Consider the following 20,152-nt stretch of genomic DNA (forward strand, 5'->3'; position numbering starts at 1 on the left):
TGCGATTAAGAGTTGTCGTTGACACCGGTTTGAGATTTGCTGATGCCTTGAGAGAAGTATGCCGTGTTCGCAGCTCAACCGCATGTTGAGTGCAGAGACATTGGTGAACTCTGCGTTTCGCGCGAATGTCAGACCCTGCTGTGCGTTTTCCACTCGCCGTAGGGAAGGGTGTCCAGCACCGTTTTGACGCCCACCTGCACGAGCTGCGGGGTGGCCGGGCAGATGGCCAGCCATGCCTCCCCCGAACCCGCGGTGCGGGCCTGCTGGTAGAGCGCGATGCGGCCGCCGGAGCCGTCCTTGAGTGACAGCACTGACGCACTCGGGCCCTTGGCGTCGTCCTGGTACTGGCGGGCGTACACCGCAACCTCGGCGGCCGGGTCGGACAGCGCCTGACCCAGCGCGGCCACCGTCGCGGCGCTGATTCCCATCCTGCGCAGGTCTCCGCCGGAGAACACGTTGAAGCCCGACTCCTGCCAGGACTTCGTCGCTTCCAGCATCTCCTCCAGCGGCACGTTGACGGCGTTGATCGCCGCGGGTTCGGCGTGGTGGATGGACTCCAGCGCATCGATCACCAGGGAAGCGATCGAGGCGCTGTCCGCGACGGCGACGTCGTCGACGGTGATCTCGCCGCCAACCCGGACCGCCGACACCCAGTGCTGGCCGCGCCGGGCCAGGACCACCCGAAACTCGTTGTCGGGGATGTCGCGCGAGCCCGGGGGCTGATTTTCGTCATCGAGGACGCCGTAGGCCAGCTTGCCTCGGGACAACAGGGCGACAACCTCGAGGTCGGGCGCGGCGAGCACTTTCATCCGCGCGGCCACATGCTCGTTCACCTGGTCGTTCTCGACTATGCCCTGCTCGCGCATCACCGCCATTCCGGGATGCTCGTTGAGCCAGTCGCTCGAGTCGGTAGACACGTATGGCCGGCACCGCAGCTCCGGCGCGACATGCCGGATGTCCAGCAACGCCTGCAGCATCCAGAAGCCGTCGACGTTGACAGTGATGTCGGTGCGGGTGCTCTGTTGGTCCATCAAATCCCCAATTGGTCCCTAGTTACCTCAAAGCCAAACTGCTCGGTAACCGCAGGACGCGGCAGCACACCGACGGGTGGTGTGCTGCCGCGCCTGAAGTTGCGGGTTAGGCCCAGGAGGACCCAACGGCGCTGTCGGTGCTGGCCATGTTGCTGCCCGCGGACTGAACCTTCTGTCCGTGGGAGTTGGCCTGCTCGTAGATGACCTGGAAGTTGCGACCCAACTGGGTGATGAACTCCTGGCATGCCACCGAACCCGCACCGCCCCAGAAGTCACCGGCAGCAAGCACATCGCGAACGATGGCCTGGTGCTCAGCCTCCAAGGACGCGGCCTGGGCGCGGATCAAGGCACCGTGGGCGTCTACATCGCCGAACTGGTAGTTAATGCTCATAACGTGTTCTCCTAATGTCTTGAGATGTTACGCAGCTGCGGTTTTTAGCGCTAGCTGCCGAGGATTTGCTGCGAGGCCTGCTCTTGCTGCTCGTAGTTGTTCGCGTCGCGAATCAGTCCGTCGCGCACTCCGTGGAGCATGTTGACGATGTTGCGGAAGGCCTGGTTGACCTGTCCCATGGTGTCGTACGAGGTGGCCTGGGCCTGACCGCTCCAGCCCGAGCCGGCGATGTTCATCGACGACGACCACATCTTGCGAGCCTCGTCCTCAACGGTCTGGGCGTGCACCTCGAAGCGGCCCGCCATCGCCCGCATCTCGTGCGGGTCGGTCATAAAACGTGTTGCCATGTCGGCTGTTCTCCTTGCTATGTGGTTACTGGGTGATGTGGTGAAGACGGTGGCCGGATCGTTTACGCGTTACGCAACCGCCGAGCCGAATGAATAGAAATAACCCCCCCTTTCCGTCAGCCGGCGGCCACCGGGTGCTGTCACGGTGAGACGGACGTCAAACCCGAACCGCGGCGTTTGAGTTGACGGAGTGCGTGTTGCGTTTCGGGACGCTGTAAGAGCCCGATCCCGCGGGTCCGAAATCGTCCCCTGAGGGGCGGTCACGTTGGAACCCATTTCGGTGACGACCTGTTCCAAGCCCCCGAACCGCCTGTCCGAGCTAGAGGGCGGCGGCCGCGTTGGCTGCTTCGGTCGCAGCGTACGAACCGGAGCTGGTGGACAGGGTGTTCACGAACATCTCGTGGATCGCGGCGGCCTGGGCGCTCACTGCTTGGTACATCTGCGCGTGCGCGGCGAACTGAGCCGCGGTCAAAGCCGACACCTCGTCGGCAGCGGCGGGTACCACCCCCGTCGTTGGGGCTGCAGCGGCTGCGTTCTGGGCGCTCAAGGTCGACCCGATAGCCTGCAGGTTCCCGGCCGCCGCGGCCAAAGCCTCCGGCTGTGTGGTCACGAACGACATATTGTTCCCTCCTAGTTCAATCCCCGACTCTGCGAGACTAGATGACTGGGGCTCCCCAGGTCGGTGTGGAAGCCCGGTGTTTGCAATTGTTCACTCAGCGGTACTGCGAATTCATTTTTGGTAACGACACAGTAACAGCGCCTGACCTCGACCGCTGCCCCTTGAAGGGCGGTCACAGCACACGGTACCAGCCCCCGGCCTAAAAAGTTGCTGGTAACCGGCGCCCGGGATGCTGTGGACGCGTCGCCCGGCATAAAAATCTGATCGCGGATTAACTCGTCGCAAAGTATCGATGCGACGACCATTCCCGGCGGCGTGTCGCGGGGACCTCCTTTCGCCCATCTCAGCCGTTTGACTGCGCCGGCGGCTGCCAGACGCAGATCCCGGAAGCGACCGGGACAACTCGAGGCGCATCATGCGGCGAGCACAGATGACTGCGGACCCATTTTCGGCGTCGATACCTGGTGCCGCGCTCAGCCGGCGAAGGGTGGACGGGCCATCACGGTGGGCCGGAAGCCGTACTTGGGACCGGCGACTCCGTGCCCGGCCGCACCCGCACCGGCCAGTGGCATGCCACCGAGCAGGTTTCCGGGTCCGCCGGCCGCCTCGGGGGCGGCGCTGACGCTGCTGACCGGGATCGCATGCCCCAGCGCCGGCGCGGCCCCCGGCGCTCCCGACCAAGCGACCGGCACCGACAACTTGCCACCCACGGAGGCCGCGCTGCCCAGCGCCGCGACCGGGTGAGCGGCGGCCGCGCCGCCACCCAGCATGCCGCCCAACCCACCGAGGCCGGGCAGCGCCTTGGCCGCGGCCGGAGCCGCCGCCCCACCGATCAGTCCTGTTGTCTTGGCGATCTGCGTGAAGGTGTTGGCCATACCGGTACTGAAGTACGGCAAACCCTCAGTGTTGTAGAACAGACCCGCAAACGGGCTGTAGCCATTGACGAGAGTTCCCAGGCTGGTGGGCAGGCTGGTCTGCCCGGTCAACAGGAACCAGGCCTCCGACAGCGGGTCGGTGCTGGTCGTCGCCGCCGTGGTCGCCTGGGTCGCCGCGGCCTTGGTCGTCGAGCTCGACGCGGGCGAAGCCAGCGACTGCAGCGTCTTCGACGTGTTGGTCGCCGTCGAGTTCGCCGACGCGTTGGTGACCGCCGCGGCCTGGTTGGCCTGACCCGACTGATTGGTCACCTCGGGCGCCTTCTGGAACTGCGTCACCTTCGTCGCCGAGGAGGACTGGCCCGCGTAGCTGTACATCGCGCCCGCATCCTGCGCCCAGTACTCGCCGTACTGGGATTCCAGCTGCGCGATCAGCGGGGTGTTCTGCCCCAGCACGTTCGTCGCCTGCAACTGCTGCGACTGCGTGCGGTTCGCTGCGATCAGCGGGGGCGGCACCGACGAGGCCAGCGCGGTCTCATAGGCCGCGGCAGCCGAACGCGCCTGGGCGGCCGCCTCCTCGGCCTGAGCGGCGGTCGTCGTCAGCCACGTCACGTAAGGTTCGGCCGCTTGCGCCATCGTCGCGGACGCCGTGCCGGTCCACTCCTCGCTGCTCAGCGAGGTGATCACATTGTCATAGCTGAGTGCGGCGGAGTTGAGCTCGGCCGCCAGCGCGCTCCACGCCGACGCCGCGGCCACGAACGAACCCGACCCCGGACCCGAGTAGATCCGCGCCGAATTGAACTCCGGTGGGAACGCCCCATAATCCACCACGAATATGCCCCTTAACCTGTGATGTTCGAATCGATGCGTCGAGTAGTGAAAGACGTTAATGCGCTGGTGGCCACCGCCCCGCCGGTCAGTGGAGTAACAGCTGCTCGGCGCGCCCTTGCGCCGGTTGCCAGGGCCGGCCGCTCGATGCAGGCCGACTCCCCCGCGAGGGGCTTCGGTAGTGGGTGTGAGCTGCGGGAATGGTCCAAGCTCAGTGCCCGTCTGCCGCGGGCGCCGCGGCGGGATGCCGGCGCGGCCGGGCGCACGTGTGTCCAGGTCGGGGATAAAATCCGGCCGCGGATAAAGGTGAGGTAATACATGCCTGATTCCGCCGCTTATCCGGCCGATGGTGGGCGGGTGAGCACGCTGTAGCGGAACCCGTACTTGTTGACATAACCGGCGGCTGTGCCGCGCCGCCCGATCGACCCGACCGGCATGCCGCGCAGCAGCCCATTGGCCGGGGAATTGGCGCCACCGGCCACCGCGGCCTCGATCGGAGTGGCCTCCTCGGACAATGCCGCCGGGGTCACCGACGAGGTCAACGTCGCCCAATGCTGGGGCACCGAGAGCAGACCCACCCGGCCGGCCTGCCCAGCCCCCGCGGACACCGCACCCACGTGGCCCACACCGCCAAGATTGCCCAGACCCAGGCTCGCGAACTGCGGGGTGGGATACCAGGCACCACCGGCACCCGCGGTACTACCGCCAGGACCAGAGATCAACTGCTGGGCGATCGACGACCAGAAGCTCGTTAAACCGTTCGAGAAATAACCAAGGCCGGTGGTCTGCTTGAGGAGCACGGTGTACAAGCTGGGGTTCAGCCCCAGGTAGTTGTTGGTCGGGGTCGGCAACCCGGACTGCGTGAAGTTCTGAAGCGCATTCGTGAGCCAGGTGAACGGACCGGGCTGCGACGCGGTCGTCGTGGTCGACGCTTGGGTCACCGCTTGAGTTGTGCTGGCCGACAACGCTTGTGGGCTCGCCAGCTGCGACGTGGTCTGTGCGGTGTTGCCCGCCGGCTCGGCGACGGCCTTGGCCACCGCGGCGGCCTGGGTGGAGTCCGCCTCCGGTGTGGTGGTGTTGGGCGGTGACGTGAACGGCGTCAGCTCCGAGGCGGCGGCCGACGAGCCGGCGTAGCCATACATGGCGGCGGCGTCCTGGGCCCACATCTCCGTGTACTGCGCCTCGGTGGCCGCGATCGCCGGTGTGTTCTGCCCTAAGAAATTCGTCGCCACCAGGTTCGCCAACAAGACGCGATTGGCGGCGATCACCGGCGGCGGCACCGTCATCGCGAACGCCGCCTCAAAGGCCGCCGCCGCCGCCCTGGCTTGGCCCGCGGTTTCCTCGGCCTGCGTGGCCAGGACGCTCAGCCAGCTCACGTACGGCGTGACCGCCGACAGCATCGACGCCGAAGCCGGCCCCACCCAGGGCGCATGGGTCAGCTCCGCGATCACCGACGTGTAGCCGCTGGCGGCCGAGCCCAGCTCGGCGCCGAGCCCGTCCCAGGCCGCGGCGGCGGCCATGATCGGACCGGACCCCGGACCCGCGTACATGCGGCCGGAGTTGATCTCCGGCGGTAATGCCCCGAAGTCCATGGTTACGAAGCACCGGGCTCGAACGACATGTATCCCCTCGCAGATGGTCTCTCGGCGATGACCGTGAAGAATTTGCTTGCTGGGAAGGCTAGGTCCAGACGCTGCTCCATCGCCGCTTCGCGATTCGGCCGCCGCTACGCCGGCGGCAGTTTCGGGAGCGGTGTGCCGTCGCAGCGGCAGCACCGGGCCGACGTCGGTCGCGCCTTCCCGCCACGGTCGCTACCTGCGGGAACGCCCGGGCGCGGCCGTGCGCGACCCGCCTACCGCACCGACATTGCGCCCCGCTCCGGGGCGATGGTGCCGACGCGAAAACCCCAGAGCGGGATAAAAATCCGGCCGCAGATAATGGCCGCGGCGGTGGCCCCGACGGGCCGTGATTCGGAGCGTGAGAGCGTTCGCCGTTGTACGTACCTCAGGGCCGACCGTCGGCCCGCGGTTGATTACCGGCACACGAGTACGCGCCCTGCCGTAGCTGCTTTCGGGCAGGGCGCGTTCGAGATCAGTTGGGGCTGAGGCTATCCCGCGAAGGGGGCTATCCCGCGAAGGGGGCTATCCCGCGAAGGGGGCTATCCCGCGAAGGGCGGCCGCGCCATGACGGTGGGTCGGAAGCCGTACTTGGGACCGGCGGCTCCGTGCCCGGCGGCACCCGTGCCGGCCAGTGGCATGCCACCGAGGAGGTTTCCGGGGCCGCCGGCCGCCTCCGGCGCCGCGCTGATGCTGCTGACCGGGACCGCATGCCCCAGTGCCGGCGCGGCCCCCGACGCTCCGGACCACGTGACCGGCACCGACAACTTGCCACCTACGGAGGCCGCGCTGCCGACCGCCGCGACCGGGTAAGCGGCGGCCGCGCCGCCGCCGAGCATGCCGCCCAGCCCACCGAGACCGGGCAGGGCCTTGGCCGCGGCGGGAGCCGCCCCACCAATCCCCCCGACCGTCTTGGCGATCTGGGTGAAGGAGTTGGCCATACCGGTGCTGAAGTACGGCAGACCCTCGGTGTTATAGAACAGACTTGCGAACGGGCTGTAGCCGTTGACCAGCGATCCCAGGTTCGACGGGAAGGCCGGGTCACAGACGCGACCGACGATCGGGCTGCGGCAAGGTTGGAAGGTTGGTCTGCACACGCGAACGCGCCCCACCCCCGATACCTCCGGGTGCAGGGCGCGTCCGAGATCTGCTGGCGCTGAGGCTATCCCGCGAAGGGCGGTCGAGCCATGACGGTGGGCCGGAAGCCGTACTTGGGACCGACGACTCCGTGCCCGGCCGCACCCGCACCAGCCAGTGGCATGCCACCGAGCAGGTTGCCGGGTCCGCCGGCCGCCTCGGGGGCGGCGCTGATGCTGCTGACCGGGATCGCATGGCCCAGGGCCGGCGCGGCCCCCGACGCTCCCGACCAGGCGACCGGCACCGACAACTTGCCACCGACGGAGGCCGCGCTGCCCAGCGCCGCCACCGGGTGCGCCGCGGCGGCACCGCCACCCAGCATGCCGCCCAGCCCACCGAGCCCGGGCAGCGCCTTGGCCGCGGCCGCAGGCGCGCCGCCGATCAACCCGACGGTCTTGGAGATCTGCGTGAAGGTGTTGGCCATACCGGTACTGAAGTACGGCAGACCCTCGGTGTTGTAGAAGAGGCTGGCGAACGGGCTGTAGCCGTTGACGGCCCCTCCCAGGCTGGTGGGCAGGCTGGTCTGCCCGGTCAGCAGGAACCAGAGCTCCGACAACGGATCCGTGCTGGTCGTGGCCGCGGGTGTCGCAGCGGCCTTGACTGTCGAGCTTGCGGCCGGCGTCGCCAGCGACTGCAGGGTCTTCGACGTGTTGGTCGCCGTCGAGTTCGCCGACGCGTTGGTGACCGCCGCAGCCTGGTTGGCCTGGCCCGACTGATTGGTCACCTCGGGCGCCTTCTGGAACTGAGTCACGTTGGTCGCCGAGGAGGACTGGCCCGCGTAGCTGTACATCGCGCCCGCATCCTGCGCCCACATCTCGCCGTACTGGGCCTCCAGCTGCGCGATCAGCGGAGTGTTCTGCCCCAGCACGTTCGTCGCCTGCAGCTGCTGCGATTGCATCCGGTTGGACGCAATCAGCGGGGGAGGCACCGACGAGGCCAGCGCGGTCTCATACGCCGCGGCAGCCGAACGCGCCTGGGTGGCCGCCTCCTCGGCCTGAGCGGCCGTGGTGGTCATCCATGCGGCGTAGGGAGCCGCCGCCTGGGCCATCGCCGCCGAGGCTGTGCCGGTCCACTCCTCGCTGCTGAGCGCGGTGACCACCTGCTCGTAGCTCAGCGCCGCCGAGTTGAGCTCGGCCGCCAGTGCGCTCCAGGCCGACGCGGCGGCCATCAAGGACCCCGATCCCGGACCAGAATAAATCCGCGCCGAATTGAACTCCGGCGGAAACGCTCCGTAATCCAACATCATTGACTCCTTAACCAGTCGCGGCCGCGTTGGCCGCCTCAGTCACCGCGTACGACCCAGAGCTGGTGCTCAGGGTGTTGACAAACATTTCGTGAATCGCTGCCGCCTGAGCACTGACGGCCTGGTACATCTGCCCGTGCGCGGCGAACTGCGCCGCCGTGAGCGCCGAGACCTCGTCGGCAGCCGCCGGCACCACCCCCGTCGTCGGGGCCGCTGCGGCGGCGTTCTGAGCGCTCAGCGTTGAGCCTATGGTCTGCAGATTGCCCGCTGCGGCGGCAAGCGCCTCGGGCTGCGTGGTCACAAAGGACATCTAGTTTCCTTCCCTTCGGTGGGGCCCGGCGAGCATTGGGTTGTGTTGACCGTTCATGGCGTTCATCTGGACTCTTCTTATCCGGCCGATGGTGGCCGGGTGAGCACGCTGTAGCGGAACCCGTATTTGTTGACGTAACCGGCGGCCGCGCCGCGCCGCCCGATCGATCCGACCGGCATGCCGCGCAGCAGCCCATTGGCCGGGGAATTGGCGCCACCGGCCGCCGCGGCCTCGATCGGAGCGGCCTCTTCGGACAGTGCCGCCGGGGTCACCGACGAGGTCAACGTCCCCCAGTGTTGGGGCACCGAGAGCAGCCCCACCCGGCCGGCCTGGCCGACCCCCGCGGAGACGGCACCCACGTGGCCGACACCGCCCAGGTTGCCCAGACCCAGGGTCGCGAACTGCGGCGTCGGGAACCAGGCACCACCGGCACCGGCCGTGGTACCACCGGGACCGGAGACCAACTGCTGGGCGAGCTGCGACCAGAAGGCCGGTATGCCATTCGAGAAATAGGCAAGACCCGAGGTTTGCTTGAGGATCACGGTGTACAGGGTGGGATTCAGGCCCAGGTAGTTGTTTGTGGGGGTCGGCAGCCCCGAATTCAAGAAGTCCTGAAGTGTGCTCGAGAGCAACCCCGGATTCGAGGTGGCCGCGGTCGTTTGTGTCGCCGCCTGAGTTGTGCCGGCCGACAACGCTTGTGGGCTCGCCACCTGGGACGTGGTCTGTGCGGTGTTGCCCGCCGGCTCGGCGACGGCCTTGGCGACCGCGGCGGCCTGATCGGAGTCCGCCTCCGGGGTGGTGGTGTTGGGCGGCGTGACGAACGGGCTCAACGTCGACGCGGCCGCCGAAGACGCCGTGTACCCGGCCATAGCGCCGGCGTCTTGCGCCCACATCTCCATGTACTGCGCCTCGGTGGCCGCGATCGCGGGCGTGTTCTGCCCGAAGAAGTTCGTCGCCACCAGGGTCGCCAGCAAGACTCGATTGGCGGCGATCACCGGCGGGGGCACCGTCATCGCGAACGCCGCCTCAAAGGCCGCCGCGGCGGCCCGGCCCTGTCCTGCCGTCTCCTCCGCCTGCGCGGCCATGGTATTGAGCCAGGTCACGTACGGGGTGATCGCCGAAAGCATCGACATCGATGCCGGTCCTACCCACGGCCCGCTGGTGAGCTCGGTAACCACCGAGTTGTAGCCGCTGGCCGCAACACCCAATTCCGCCGCTATCTCATCCCAGGCGGCGGCCGCGGCCATCATTGGCCCCGACCCCGGACCCGCATACATGCGACCGGAATTGATTTCGGGCGGTAACGCCGCGAAGTCAAACACCGTGTCCTCCTCAGTCGGCCGCGAACGCATGCGATCTCGGCTGTCACATAGGAATCAGTAGTGGTCGTGGTCACGGCTCTGTAAACGACGCCACCTGTTGGCCGCCGATGCCGGGGGATCGCTGTGCGATGCTTTCCGCTCGCGACCCCGTCAGCCGCGCCGGACGATGCATCCTGACCGATTGGCTGTGTCCGCAAAGGTGGTCTGCCACCACACTTCTCGGACATCCGGTCAAGAACGTCATGCACCTTCTGGCCTCGACTTATCCCCCGCTGTCAGCAACCGAGCGACAGCTCGCGTGTGCCCGAACTGCCGCCCGCGACTGAGATTAGTTCGTTACGAGGCAAACACCGACACCCAGAGCCACCTGTTCATTAATGGCCAGCCACTGTTCATTCCCGGTCGGGGGGAGTTCACTAAAGTCAACGGATTGTTCATCATCCGTTTGCTTTTGGCCCGCCGCGCCAGGACAGATTTGCGCCGTCAGTCCTCTTCGAGAATCAGTGCCATTTCGGGGCAGGAAGCGACGCCGTCGCGAGTCAATTGCTCGTCTTCGGGTGCGACGTCGTGCTCCTCGAGAATCGAATAGCCGGACTCGTCGATGGGAAACAGGTCTGGGTCGACGGCGTAACACTGGGCGTGGCCCACACACTTCGACTGTTCCAGACGAACCCTCACGAGGTTTCCTCCCTAGGCGGCCCGGTTCGGCCGTAACCGGCTCCACGAAATGGCCGGGCTGGCACTTCACGGTTCGATACCCAGGTTAGTCGGTCGGTAAAGTATCGAAGATGTTCGCCAGCCGATTCCGTGCGCCGGAAGTTCCGGTTGCGCCCGGGTAGGCGTGTCCGTGTTCCTTTGCCGCGCATGCAATATTGGTGTGCCGCCACATGTTGATATCGACGAAGTCCGACGAAGGCGCAATCGCGTCGCGGTTTTCGGACAAATAGAGACAACCGGAGATCGAAGCGCATGAGCGAAGGCCAGCAGGGCTCGTTCTACCTACCCCGACTTGATTTCGCCACGCTTCCGATGACCGCGGACCGGGGCCTCGGGTGGAAGACGCTGCGCGACGCCGGACCCGTTGTCTTCATGAACGGCCACTACTACATCACCCGGCGTGAAGACGTGCTGGCCGCACTGCGCAACACCAAGGTCTTCTCATCGACGGTGCTGCAGCCTCCTGGCCACCCATTGCCGGTGCTGCCGCTGGCTTTTGATCCGCCGCAGCACACCCGCTACCGCCAGATTTTGCAGCCGTATTTCAGCCCGCACGCGTTGAGCAAGTCGCGCCCGGTGCTGGTGCGCCACGCCGGCGAGATGATCGGCGCCCTGGCCGGCCGGGGCGAGTGCGAGGTGATGGCGGACTTCGCCAACCTCTACCCGTTTCAGGTGTTCCTGGACCTCTACGGCCTGCCGGTCGAGGATCGTGACCGCCTCATCGATTGGAAAGACGCCATCGTCGGCGAAAAGCCCTTCATCACCCAGAGCGACATCGAGAAGTCCGATCAACTGCTGCAGTACCTGGCCGACGCAATCGCACAGCGCCGGCAGAACCCGGGGTCGGACATGCTGTCGAAGGTGATAACCGGCAAGGGCAACTTCACCGACCTCGAGCTGCTGGGCATGAGCCACCTGCTGATCCTGGCCGGTCTGGACACGGTAACGGCGGCCATCGGGTTCTCGCTGTACGAGTTGGGGCGCAGGCCGCAGCTGCGCAAGGAACTGCGCGACAATCCAAAGCAGATCAGGGTTTTCATCGAGGAGATCGTCCGACTCGAACCGTCGGCCCCGGTGGCGCCGCGGATCACCACCGAATTCGTCGAAGTCGGCGGCATGACACTGCCGCCGGGCACGTCGGTGCGGCTGTGCATGGCCGCGGTCAATCGCGACGACAGCGACGCGATGTCCACCAACGAGCTCAACATGGACGGAAAAGTCCACCGGCACTGGGGGTTTGGCGGTGGACCGCACCGCTGCCTGGGCTCTCACCTGGCGCGCATCGAACTGACGGTGATCGTCGCGGAATGGCTGTCCCGGATTCCGGATTTCGAACTGCCCGAGGACTACTCCCCCGAGATCAATTACCCGTCAAAGAGTTTCGCGCTCAAGGCATTGCCGCTGCGCTGGGGCTGAACCTCACCCGGTCGGCCCCAGCGCAGCGCGCCGTCCTACTTGCGGAACTCGGTCGCTGCGACCTGAACGAACACACCGGTGTCCTCGGCCATCAGCAGGCCTCGGCCACGGGGCAGCGGACCACCCTTCATCTTGCCGCGGATGAAGCCCTCGTCGGGATCGGCGTCCATCACCAGCAGTGGCGCGTTGGCCTGGGCCAGTGCCCGCAACATCGGGTCGCTGCCGGCCGAGGACCAACCACCGAACGTCCGCGTGACGAGCACGTGCAGGCCGACGTCGGCGGCCCGGGTCACCCACGGTGCAGCCTTGTGCAACGGCGAGTCGAAGCCTGCCGGCAGTTGCTGGATGTCGTCGACGATCAGGAAGATCTCCGGCCCGCTCCACCAGTTCCGGGACAGCAGCTCTTCGGCGGACAAGCCGGGCGGCGGCTCGCGGCCGGCCAGGACCGCGGCGAGTTCACCCATCATCGCCTGGACGCCGTCGAGGTTGTAGGCGAACTTCTCCACGTAGTCGGAGCCGAGCGTGGTCAGCAGCTGACGACGCGGGTCCACCAGCCACACCTGGGCCGAGGGCTGCCCCGGCGGCGGCGGCGGCGCGCTGGTCGCTCCAGGCGCGTACAACCGCCCGATCTCGGACATGATCGTGGCCAGCGTCGTGGTACGCCCACATTCGCGACGGCCGGTCACCATCAGGTGCGCGTTCTCGGCGAAGTTGAGATACACCGGGGACAGGTCCAATTCCGAGATGGCCCAAGCGATTCCGCCCGCACCGACGCCCTGGCGGGTGTCCTGCGCGGCGAGTCCGCGGAGCTGTTCCACCCCGAATGTCGCCGGCAGCCGGCGCACCGGCGGAGCCTGAGCGCTCGTGATCCGGCTGACGGCTTCGACGATGCTGTCGGACTCGAATCGGTTGTCGGGCGTACTCGCCAGCGCGGGACGCGCCACCAACGTGTGCAGACCGGACTGCGGGTCGGCGTCGAGGCGGACGTAGTTGACCGCGACCATGCCGCGACCCGGCTTGACCGGAACGTCCTTGGCGAAGCGCGAACGCACCAGCTTCGCGTCTTCCACGGCGGCCAGCCGCAGCTCGACCCGCGAGCCGAAACCGCTGCGCACCGGCGGCCGCAGCTCCGATTCCCGATCGGCGGTGACCACCACGTGCACCCCGAACGAGGGGCCCTGGTTGATGATCACGTTGACCTGCTCGATCAGCACCTCGTTCTCTTCGGCCAGCGCCCGGTAGTTGTCCACCACCAGGTAGACGTCGCCGAAGCCGTCGTTGGGGACCGGACCGGGCTCGTTGCCGAACTTGCGCCGCCGGAACACCTCCATCGAGGCGATCCCGTACTCGAGGAAGCTGCGCTTGCGCTCCCGCACCAGGGCCAGCAGTTCGGCCACCGTGCGGCGAACGCCGTAGGGGTCGGTCGGACCGGCCACCTCACCGACGTGGGGCAGCCGGGCGACGGTGGTCAGCGCGGTGCTGCTGTAGGCCAGGCAGTAGAACTGGATCTGCTCGGGCGTGTGGGTGAGCGCCGCCGAACAGATCAGGGTCTGCAGCGCGGTCGTCTTACCCGAACCACCGGCACCCAGGATCAGCACGTTGGCACCGGGCCCCGACGTGTCGACCGTCCACGGCGGCTGGTCGTGCTTGAACGGACGGTCGATGATCCCGATCGGGAAGACCAGATCCTGCGCGGTGCCGTAGTCCTGCTGCCAGGGGTGGCCGAGGAAGCGGTTCACCAATTCGTCGATGGCGACGGGCTGGCTCAGCGGCGGCTGCCACAGCCGGTATGGCTGGAAGTCGATCTTGCGCAGCTGGTCGATGATGACCGTGCCGACCTTGGGCGTCCGGATCCCTTCGGAGTCGTCGTCCTCGGCCGCCTCGATCGGAAGCGGGTCGCCGTCGGTGGGGATGGCGGGAGCGGTGACGTCCGGTCCACCGACGCTGACTTCCAGCGGGGTGAACGAGTTGGTGAACAGTTGGGGACGGACGTAGTCGATGCTGTGCACCAGCGCCGGCGCTTCGTCTCCGTCGTCGGTGAGGCCGCGCGGGAAGTAGTCCCGCCACAGGAATTCGGCCTGGAACCGGGTGATGTCTTCCAGGCTGCGGCGGAAGTAGCCCAGACCGGCCTGCGCGGGCAGGTTGACCGCGTTCGGCACACCGGCCGCTTGCGCCGCACCGGCGGTGCGCGCCTTCAGCACCAGCCGGTAACCCATGTTCTCCATGAGCTTTTCGGCGCGGCTCTCGATGGTCTGCGACGCCATCATCAGGTGGATCCAGTACGCGCGACCCTGACGACCGATGGAGTCGAGGACGTCGACCGCGGTCGGCATGATCCGGAACCACTCGTAGAACTCGTCGATGACGACCACGAGCATCGGCAGCGGCGCCATGTCCTGGCCGCGTGCCCGCATCCGGAGGCGCACCGAGTTGTATTCCTTGGCGTCGTCGACACCGGCGCTGTCGCAGATCGCCTTGCGGCGGGCGATCTCACCCCAGAGCGCGTCCAGGAAGCGCTCCATCAACGCCTGGTCTTCTTCCAGGTCGGTGATGATCCGGGACACGTGCGGCACGCCGGCGAACGGCTTGACCGCCGATCCACCCTTGAGGTCGGCCAGCACGAACTGCAGCTCGTCGGGCGGGTGGCTGAGCATCAGCGACTCGATCACGGTTCGCACCAGGGTCGATTTACCCGAACCGGTCGTACCGGACATGACGCCGTGCGGGCCGTCGCCGCCTTCGTCGAGCGACTTCATGTCGAGGAACAGCAGCTCGCCGTTGTCCGAGCGGACACCGAACGGCGCGCGCAACCGGGACCTGCCCATCGAGTCGTTGCGATTACCCCACAGCGACTCGAAGTCGATGCGGCCCGGATCGTCAATTCCGTAGTAGGCCATGATGTCTCGGGCGCCGATGTGCGCCACCCGCTGGCCGATCTCCTCGTACGCCTCGGCGAGCCGCCAGCGCGCCAGCTTCTGCGAAAACTCCTCGGCCTCGGCGGCGCTGATGTGGTCGGTGAGGGCGAAGAACCAGGGCTTCTCGTCGATGACCATCCAGGTGTCGCGGTCGCGGGGCAGCGCCTCGATCACACCCTTCTCGTCGAACCGCAGCGTGCGCTCCGGCACCGCGCTCCACATCGCGGAACCCGTCAGGTCGAAGAACGTCACCCCGTCGACGCCCTCGCCGCTGATCACGTACTCCCATTGCGGGTCGACGGCATCGGCGATGATCACGGTGTGCGGGGTCGGCGTCTGTGCCGACGAACTGGCGTGCCGGGGCGTGAAAGAGCCACGGCCGGCGAACAATTCGGCCTGCTCGGCGGCGAACTCGCGCACCGAGCTGTAGACCATGCGCGCGTTGCCGGCGGCGTCCTGGCGACGCGGGTCACCGAAGTGCGGCAGCCACTTCACCCAGTCCCATTCGTCCAGGTTCGAACTGACCACGATCATGCGCATGTGGTCGGGCCCGTGCGAGAACGCCAGCTGGCAGATGATCGCCCGCATCAGTCCCACCGCCTGCTCGCGATCTCCGGCCAGCGAGTACCAGGGCTCGACCAGCACCGAGATCATCTTGGGCAGGTTGTAGACGACGCTTTGGTAGCGCCCGAATTCCTGAAGCGCCTTACCGGTCACCGGCTCCAGCTCGATGTCGGTCGGCATGTTCTGGGGCTCACCCCAGGTCACCTCGGGGCGCGTCATACCGACGCCGACGCGGACCACGCCGAAGTTCAGGTCTTTGCCGTCGGGCTTGCGTTCCCACATCCGCGATGACCCGACCGCGGCGGCCAGCGTGGTGGGCGCCGGGTGGAACCACCGGTAGTTGGCGTCCATGCTGTCGGCCGACTCGTGGGCGGTCTCGCGCAGCATGTCCAGCATCAGCATGAACTGGGCACGCATCGAGTCCAGCTTGGGCCGGCTCATCTGCTGCTGGCCGCCGAACCGGCCGCCGAACATCATCATCGCGACCCCACCGATCATGAAGATCGGGAAGATCGAGCCGGCGCCGCCGAACACGTGCGAACCGCTGGCGAAGGTCATGGCGACCATACCGATCAGCAGGCCGACCACCACGACGCCGACCACGATCAGCCACCAGGGCTTGCCCTCCGGCGGCGGGATGCTCAACGGCGTCGGCAGGACGATGTTCTCCGGCTTGATTACCGGAGGCTTCTCCGGCGTAGGCCGCGCAAATCCACGTTTCACTTCGGTACCGCCAACTCTCCTGGTGACATATCCATCGGTAGCGTGTCGTGCTCCACCAGCGCATCCGCTCGCGACAACGTCGGCCCCTGCGGCAGCAGTCGCAGCGCCACCCACGGCGCCAGACCCGGTTTCGTCTTGAGGCCCAACGCTTCTCGTACCTCGCGGGTGTCGTCGACTCCGAATCGGGCACCCGCATCCGTGAGCCACCACAACGATTCGGTCGTCTTGGCTCCGGGGTCGTTTCCGGTGACGGCCACGAAGTTCGCGTAGTCGGGCCCGAAGAAGACCTGATCGGCTTCGCGGCCGGTGGTGTCGGCCTTGACCAGCGAAACCACCCTGCCGGCGTCCTTCTGCTCGACCGGAATCGTCGCGCCGGAGATGACCTGGACGCGAGCCCGGTTCTCACCCGAGGTCTTCTGCCACCACCAGCAGGTCGCCGGGTTCTCGCGAATGTCCATCACGTTCAGCGGCGCGTCCGGGTAGGACGACAGATCCAGCTTGTTGACCACCGGCATCTTCGCCAGCGCGGACGGCTCCACGGTCACCGGCTTGGTGTTGCCCGGCCCGGCGTTCTGCAGGATCTGGGCCACCAACGGCGGCAGCGTCTGCACGCCGTCGGCCAACACCAGCGAATACTGTTGCGGCCCACTGATTTGCGGGGTGACGATCACCGTGCCGATCGGGCCCGGCGCGTTCGGGAACGACGCCCCGGCACCGGCATTCTGGATCTGCGGCACGGTCAGTTCGGGGCCCACCGGCAACGCGTCATACAGGGCGCGGCTCATCGGCTTGGCCATGCTGACCTCCTCCGGGGTGAGACCCAACGGCAGCAGCACCGATCGGTTCGACCCGTCGATGCGGGAGCGACGTCCGTCCCGGATCACCCAGGCGTCCCCGCCGTAGTTCAGCACCACCGCGTCCGACCCCGTCAGTACCCGCCGGTGGTTGCCCAGATCGGGGTTGCCGTCGATCACCGTCACCGTCACACCGGACGGTGCGCCGGCCCCGGTCGAGTTCGCCACGGTGTCGCAGACCAACCAGGACGACGCGGCCGGGCTGGTCGGGTGGAAGCTGGACGGTGCGCCCGGGATGCCCACCATCGGACCGCGCGGCAGGCTGGCGATCTGGTTGGACTTGACCAGGTGCGGGTTGTCCGGGCGGCCGGTGATGAGGCGGGCCGACGCCAGGTTCAGCGCCGGGTACAACTTCTCGCCGACGCGGACGTACAGGGCACCCGAGTCGCGGTCGGCGATGATCGGCGACTCGTTGATCTGGCCGGCCGGGCTGATGAAGGAGTAGAGCAGCGCGCCGAGGCAGATCACCAGCGCGGCGGAGATCGATGCCACCACGGCCAGGTTCTGACGCCGTCCCGGCTCGACCTCCATGCGCACTCGCCACCGGGTCAGTGCCATCGCGGTCCGGCGCGCAAGGAACTGGTAGCCGGTCACCTGGGTCCGGGTCGACAACCCGAGGCCGTACCCCGACCCGCGCTGCCCGCGACTCTCTTCCGCCACTTAATTCACCATCCGGTCTACTGATGCGCCTGGATATTGTCCCGCTGAACTGATCCCAGCGCGAATTACATGACAACCGTAAGGCACCTGCGCGAACCTCGCCACGCGGCGCCGAAGCCATTCACTTCTACATCTCTTTATGCACCCGAAGCCGGCCACGTTCCCCGCGCCGGAGCCGCCGGCGAGGACGGCGGCGATACGCGCCATTGAGCTGGCAGTTTCGTCTCCCCCACGGATGAACCGACCGCATCCTTCTCGTCTCCTCGGAGCATCGTAGTGGGCGCGCGGCCTTTCGTCCTGTCGAGCGCACCACGCCGTTCCCGGAAGAAGTCGTAAATGAATGGCGGGCCACCACGCAGCAAAGAATCAGCCAACTCGCACCGGGTCCGAGTCGCAGGGCCGCGAATCCGGACAGCAAGATGGCGGTATGACTGAACTCGCGCCGTCGCTGATCGAACTCTCCCGGAGGTACGGCATCGCGACGGAGTACGAGGACTGGGCCGGCCGGCGGGTGCGGGTTTCCGACACCACACTGAAGGCCGTGCTGGGGGCCCTCGGCGTCGCGGCCGACAACGAGCAGGATCGCAACGTCGCGCTGACCGCGAAGCTGCGGGCGCACTGGGCGCGCCGGCTGCCGGCGACCATCGTCGGGCGTACCGGCGAGCCGATCCGGTTCTGGGCACATGTCACCCACGGCGATCCCGCCGAGGTGTGGTTGCAGCTCGAAGACGGCACGGTGCGCGGCGGTGTCGAACAGGTCGACAACTTCACCCCGCCGTTCGACCTGGACGGCCGCTGGGTGGGCGAGGCCAGCTTTCTGCTGCCCTCCAATTTGCCGCTGGGCTATCACCGCGTGCACCTGCGTTCCGGTGACTCCGAGACCAGCACCGCGCTGATCGTCACGCCGGACTGGCTCGGGCTGCCGGAGCGGCTCGGCGCCCGTCGCGCGTGGGGCATGGCCGTGCAGCTCTACAGCGTGCGGTCGCAGCAGTCGTGGGGCATCGGCGACCTGACCGATCTGACCGACCTGGCGGTGTGGTCGGCATCGCGCCACGGCGCCGACTACCTCCTGGTCAATCCCCTGCACGCGGCGGCCCCGACCAAGCCGATGGAGCCGTCGCCGTACCTGCCGACATCGCGGCGCTTCGTCAACCCGATTTATCTTCACGTCGAGGCAATCCCCGAATTCGCCGACCTGACCAAGCGCAGCCGGGTCCGCCGGCTGCGCTCCGAGGTGCAGCAGCGCGCCGCCCGCGTCGACGCCATCGACCGCGACAGCTCGTGGGCGGCCAAGCGCGCAGCTCTCAAGCTGCTGCACCAGGAACCGCGGTCGGCGGGACGGGAGCTGTCCTACACCGCATTCCGCGACCGGGAGGGCCGCGCACTGGACGACTTCGCCACCTGGTGCGCGCTGGCCGAGAAGTACGGAGCCGACTGGCACTCCTGGCCCGAGGCGCTACAACACCCGGCCGCGGCCGGGGTTGCGGACTTCGTCAAAAAGCATTCGGACACAGTCGATTTCCATCGCTGGCTGCAGTGGCAACTCGACGAGCAGCTGGCCGCGGCGCAGTCACAGGCGATCCGGGCCGGCATGTCGTTGGGCGTCATGCATGACCTGGCCGTCGGCGTGCACCCCGATGGCGCCGACGCTTGGGCGCTGCAGGACGTGATGGCGCTGGGCGTCACCGCGGGCGCGCCGCCGGACGAGTTCAATCAGCTCGGCCAGGACTGGTCCCAACCGCCGTGGCGGCCAGACCGATTGGACGAGCACGAATATCGGCCGTTTCGCGCGCTGATCCGCGCGGTGCTGCGGCATGCCGGCGGCGTGCGCATCGACCACATCATCGGGTTGTTCCGGCTCTGGTGGATCCCGCGGGGCACCTCGCCAACCGAGGGCACCTACGTGCGGTACGACCACGAAGCCATGATCGGCATCGTCGCGCTGGAAGCGCACCGCGCCGGCGCGGTCGTCGTCGGCGAGGACCTCGGCACGGTCGAGCCGTGGGTGCGCGACTACCTCTTGCTGCGGGGCCTGCTGGGCACCTCGATCCTCTGGTTCGAGCTGGACCGCGACGGTAACGGCGGCCCGCTGCCGGCCGAGCGCTGGCGCGAGTACTGCCTGTCCTCGGTCACCACGCACGACCTGCCGCCGACCGCCGGCTATCTGGCGGCTGACCATGTGCGGCTGCGCGATTCGCTGGGGCTGCTGACCCGCCCCGTCGAAGAGGAGCTGGAATCCGACCGGACGGAGCTGGCGGCGTGGATGGCCGAGCTGCGCCGGGTCGGGTTGCTCGAGGACGGCGAGGAGGCCCCCGAGCAGGTCGTCGTGGCGCTGTACCGCTACCTGGGCAGGACGCCGTCGCGGCTGCTGGGCGTGGCGCTCACCGACGCCGTCGGTGACCGCCGCACCCAGAATCAGCCCGGCACCACCGACGAGTACCCCAACTGGCGGGTGCCGCTGACGGGCCCGGACGGGAGCGCGGTGATGCTCGAGGACGTGTTCGCCGATCCGCGCACCGCCGCGCTCGCCGAAGCCGTGCGCACCGCGATCGCGCCCGTCGCCGCCGAAAGCGCGACCCGCTAGTCG

The 20,152-nt window shown here is 67.5% G+C and carries 14 protein-coding genes and 1 pseudogene; 2 read left to right on the plus strand and 13 right to left on the minus strand.

Annotation, left to right across the window (positions count from 1 at the left end; translation table 11 throughout):
* Window positions 1-128 precede the first annotated feature (128 nt).
* The 11 genes and pseudogenes from A5760_RS12525 to A5760_RS12575 form a co-directional block, all read right to left on the minus strand.
* Entirely contained in the window at window positions 129-1,031 is a 903-nt protein-coding gene (locus A5760_RS12525) for an ESX secretion-associated protein EspG (RefSeq protein ID WP_007771416.1), read from the minus strand.
* Between the two features lie 106 nt (window positions 1,032-1,137).
* Window positions 1,138-1,422: a WXG100 family type VII secretion target gene (locus A5760_RS12530; RefSeq protein WP_007771417.1), complete on the minus strand. Its 285-nt coding sequence runs from the start codon at window positions 1,420-1,422 to the stop codon at window positions 1,138-1,140.
* A gap of 50 nt (window positions 1,423-1,472) precedes the next feature.
* The gene (locus A5760_RS12535; RefSeq protein WP_064881136.1) at window positions 1,473-1,769 is read right to left on the minus strand and encodes a WXG100 family type VII secretion target; all 297 of its coding nucleotides are present in this window, start codon (window positions 1,767-1,769) and stop codon (window positions 1,473-1,475) included.
* 319 nt (window positions 1,770-2,088) lie between these two features.
* Window positions 2,089-2,388: a PE family protein gene (locus A5760_RS12540; RefSeq protein ID WP_007771419.1), complete on the minus strand. Its 300-nt coding sequence runs from the start codon at window positions 2,386-2,388 to the stop codon at window positions 2,089-2,091.
* A 473-nt stretch (window positions 2,389-2,861) separates the two neighbouring features.
* Entirely contained in the window at window positions 2,862-4,091 is a 1,230-nt protein-coding gene (locus A5760_RS12545; protein WP_064881138.1) for a PPE family protein, read from the minus strand.
* Window positions 4,092-4,423: 332 nt separating this feature from the next.
* The gene (locus A5760_RS12550) at window positions 4,424-5,680 is read right to left on the minus strand and encodes a PPE family protein (protein WP_064881139.1); all 1,257 of its coding nucleotides are present in this window, start codon (window positions 5,678-5,680) and stop codon (window positions 4,424-4,426) included.
* 566 nt (window positions 5,681-6,246) lie between these two features.
* Window positions 6,247-6,735: pseudogene (locus tag A5760_RS12555) on the minus strand (PE/PPE C-terminal domain-containing protein); the annotation flags it as partial.
* A 131-nt stretch (window positions 6,736-6,866) separates the two neighbouring features.
* Window positions 6,867-8,087 carry a PPE family protein gene (locus A5760_RS12560; protein ID WP_064881141.1) on the minus strand — a complete coding sequence of 407 codons (1,221 nt, stop codon included), beginning with the start codon at window positions 8,085-8,087 and terminating at the stop codon, window positions 6,867-6,869.
* Between the two features lie 7 nt (window positions 8,088-8,094).
* Window positions 8,095-8,394 (minus strand): PE family protein, encoded by a 300-nt coding sequence (locus A5760_RS12565; protein ID WP_007771425.1) that lies wholly within the window; start codon window positions 8,392-8,394, stop codon window positions 8,095-8,097.
* 77 nt (window positions 8,395-8,471) lie between these two features.
* Entirely contained in the window at window positions 8,472-9,716 is a 1,245-nt protein-coding gene (locus A5760_RS12570) for a PPE family protein (RefSeq protein WP_064881231.1), read from the minus strand.
* 483 nt (window positions 9,717-10,199) lie between these two features.
* Window positions 10,200-10,394, minus strand: coding sequence for a ferredoxin (locus tag A5760_RS12575; protein ID WP_064881146.1), 195 nt, complete (start codon window positions 10,392-10,394; stop codon window positions 10,200-10,202).
* Between the two features lie 291 nt (window positions 10,395-10,685).
* Here A5760_RS12575 and A5760_RS12585 point away from each other — a divergent pair, with 291 nt between their 5' ends.
* Entirely contained in the window at window positions 10,686-11,849 is a 1,164-nt protein-coding gene (locus A5760_RS12585) for a cytochrome P450 (RefSeq protein ID WP_064881150.1), read from the plus strand.
* A 35-nt stretch (window positions 11,850-11,884) separates the two neighbouring features.
* On the opposite strand, the gene eccCa is transcribed toward A5760_RS12585, so the two are convergent.
* Both eccCa and eccB read right to left on the minus strand, forming a co-directional pair.
* Window positions 11,885-16,051: a type VII secretion protein EccCa gene (gene eccCa / locus A5760_RS12590; protein ID WP_064881152.1), complete on the minus strand. Its 4,167-nt coding sequence runs from the start codon at window positions 16,049-16,051 to the stop codon at window positions 11,885-11,887.
* On the minus strand, window positions 16,048-17,565 hold the full coding sequence (gene eccB, locus A5760_RS12595; protein ID WP_064881154.1) for a type VII secretion protein EccB: 1,518 nt from the start codon (window positions 17,563-17,565) through the stop codon (window positions 16,048-16,050). Before eccB ends, eccCa begins: the two co-directional genes overlap by 4 nt.
* Before the next feature lie 427 nt (window positions 17,566-17,992).
* Here eccB and malQ point away from each other — a divergent pair, with 427 nt between their 5' ends.
* Window positions 17,993-20,149: a 4-alpha-glucanotransferase gene (gene malQ, locus A5760_RS12600; protein WP_064881156.1), complete on the plus strand. Its 2,157-nt coding sequence runs from the start codon at window positions 17,993-17,995 to the stop codon at window positions 20,147-20,149.
* Window positions 20,150-20,152: the final 3 nt, after the last annotated feature.

It is taken from the genome of Mycobacterium colombiense (assembly GCF_001665835.1).
GTDB classification, from domain to species: domain Bacteria; phylum Actinomycetota; class Actinomycetes; order Mycobacteriales; family Mycobacteriaceae; genus Mycobacterium; species Mycobacterium colombiense_A.

What these genes read in the sequence shown, in the direction of transcription:
- malQ (WP_064881156.1), top strand. Translation starts at nt 17,993, where the DNA reads ATGACTGAACTCGCGCCGTCGCTGATCGAACTCTCCCGGAGGTACGGC.
- A5760_RS12550 (WP_064881139.1), bottom strand. Translation starts at nt 5,680, where the DNA reads ATGGACTTCGGGGCATTACCGCCGGAGATCAACTCCGGCCGCATGTAC.
- A5760_RS12540 (WP_007771419.1), bottom strand. Translation starts at nt 2,388, where the DNA reads ATGTCGTTCGTGACCACACAGCCGGAGGCTTTGGCCGCGGCGGCCGGG.
- A5760_RS12585 (WP_064881150.1), top strand. Translation starts at nt 10,686, where the DNA reads ATGAGCGAAGGCCAGCAGGGCTCGTTCTACCTACCCCGACTTGATTTC.
- A5760_RS12525 (WP_007771416.1), bottom strand. Translation starts at nt 1,031, where the DNA reads ATGGACCAACAGAGCACCCGCACCGACATCACTGTCAACGTCGACGGC.
- A5760_RS12560 (WP_064881141.1), bottom strand. Translation starts at nt 8,087, where the DNA reads ATGATGTTGGATTACGGAGCGTTTCCGCCGGAGTTCAATTCGGCGCGG.
- A5760_RS12565 (WP_007771425.1), bottom strand. Translation starts at nt 8,394, where the DNA reads ATGTCCTTTGTGACCACGCAGCCCGAGGCGCTTGCCGCCGCAGCGGGC.
- A5760_RS12535 (WP_064881136.1), bottom strand. Translation starts at nt 1,769, where the DNA reads ATGGCAACACGTTTTATGACCGACCCGCACGAGATGCGGGCGATGGCG.
- A5760_RS12530 (WP_007771417.1), bottom strand. Translation starts at nt 1,422, where the DNA reads ATGAGCATTAACTACCAGTTCGGCGATGTAGACGCCCACGGTGCCTTG.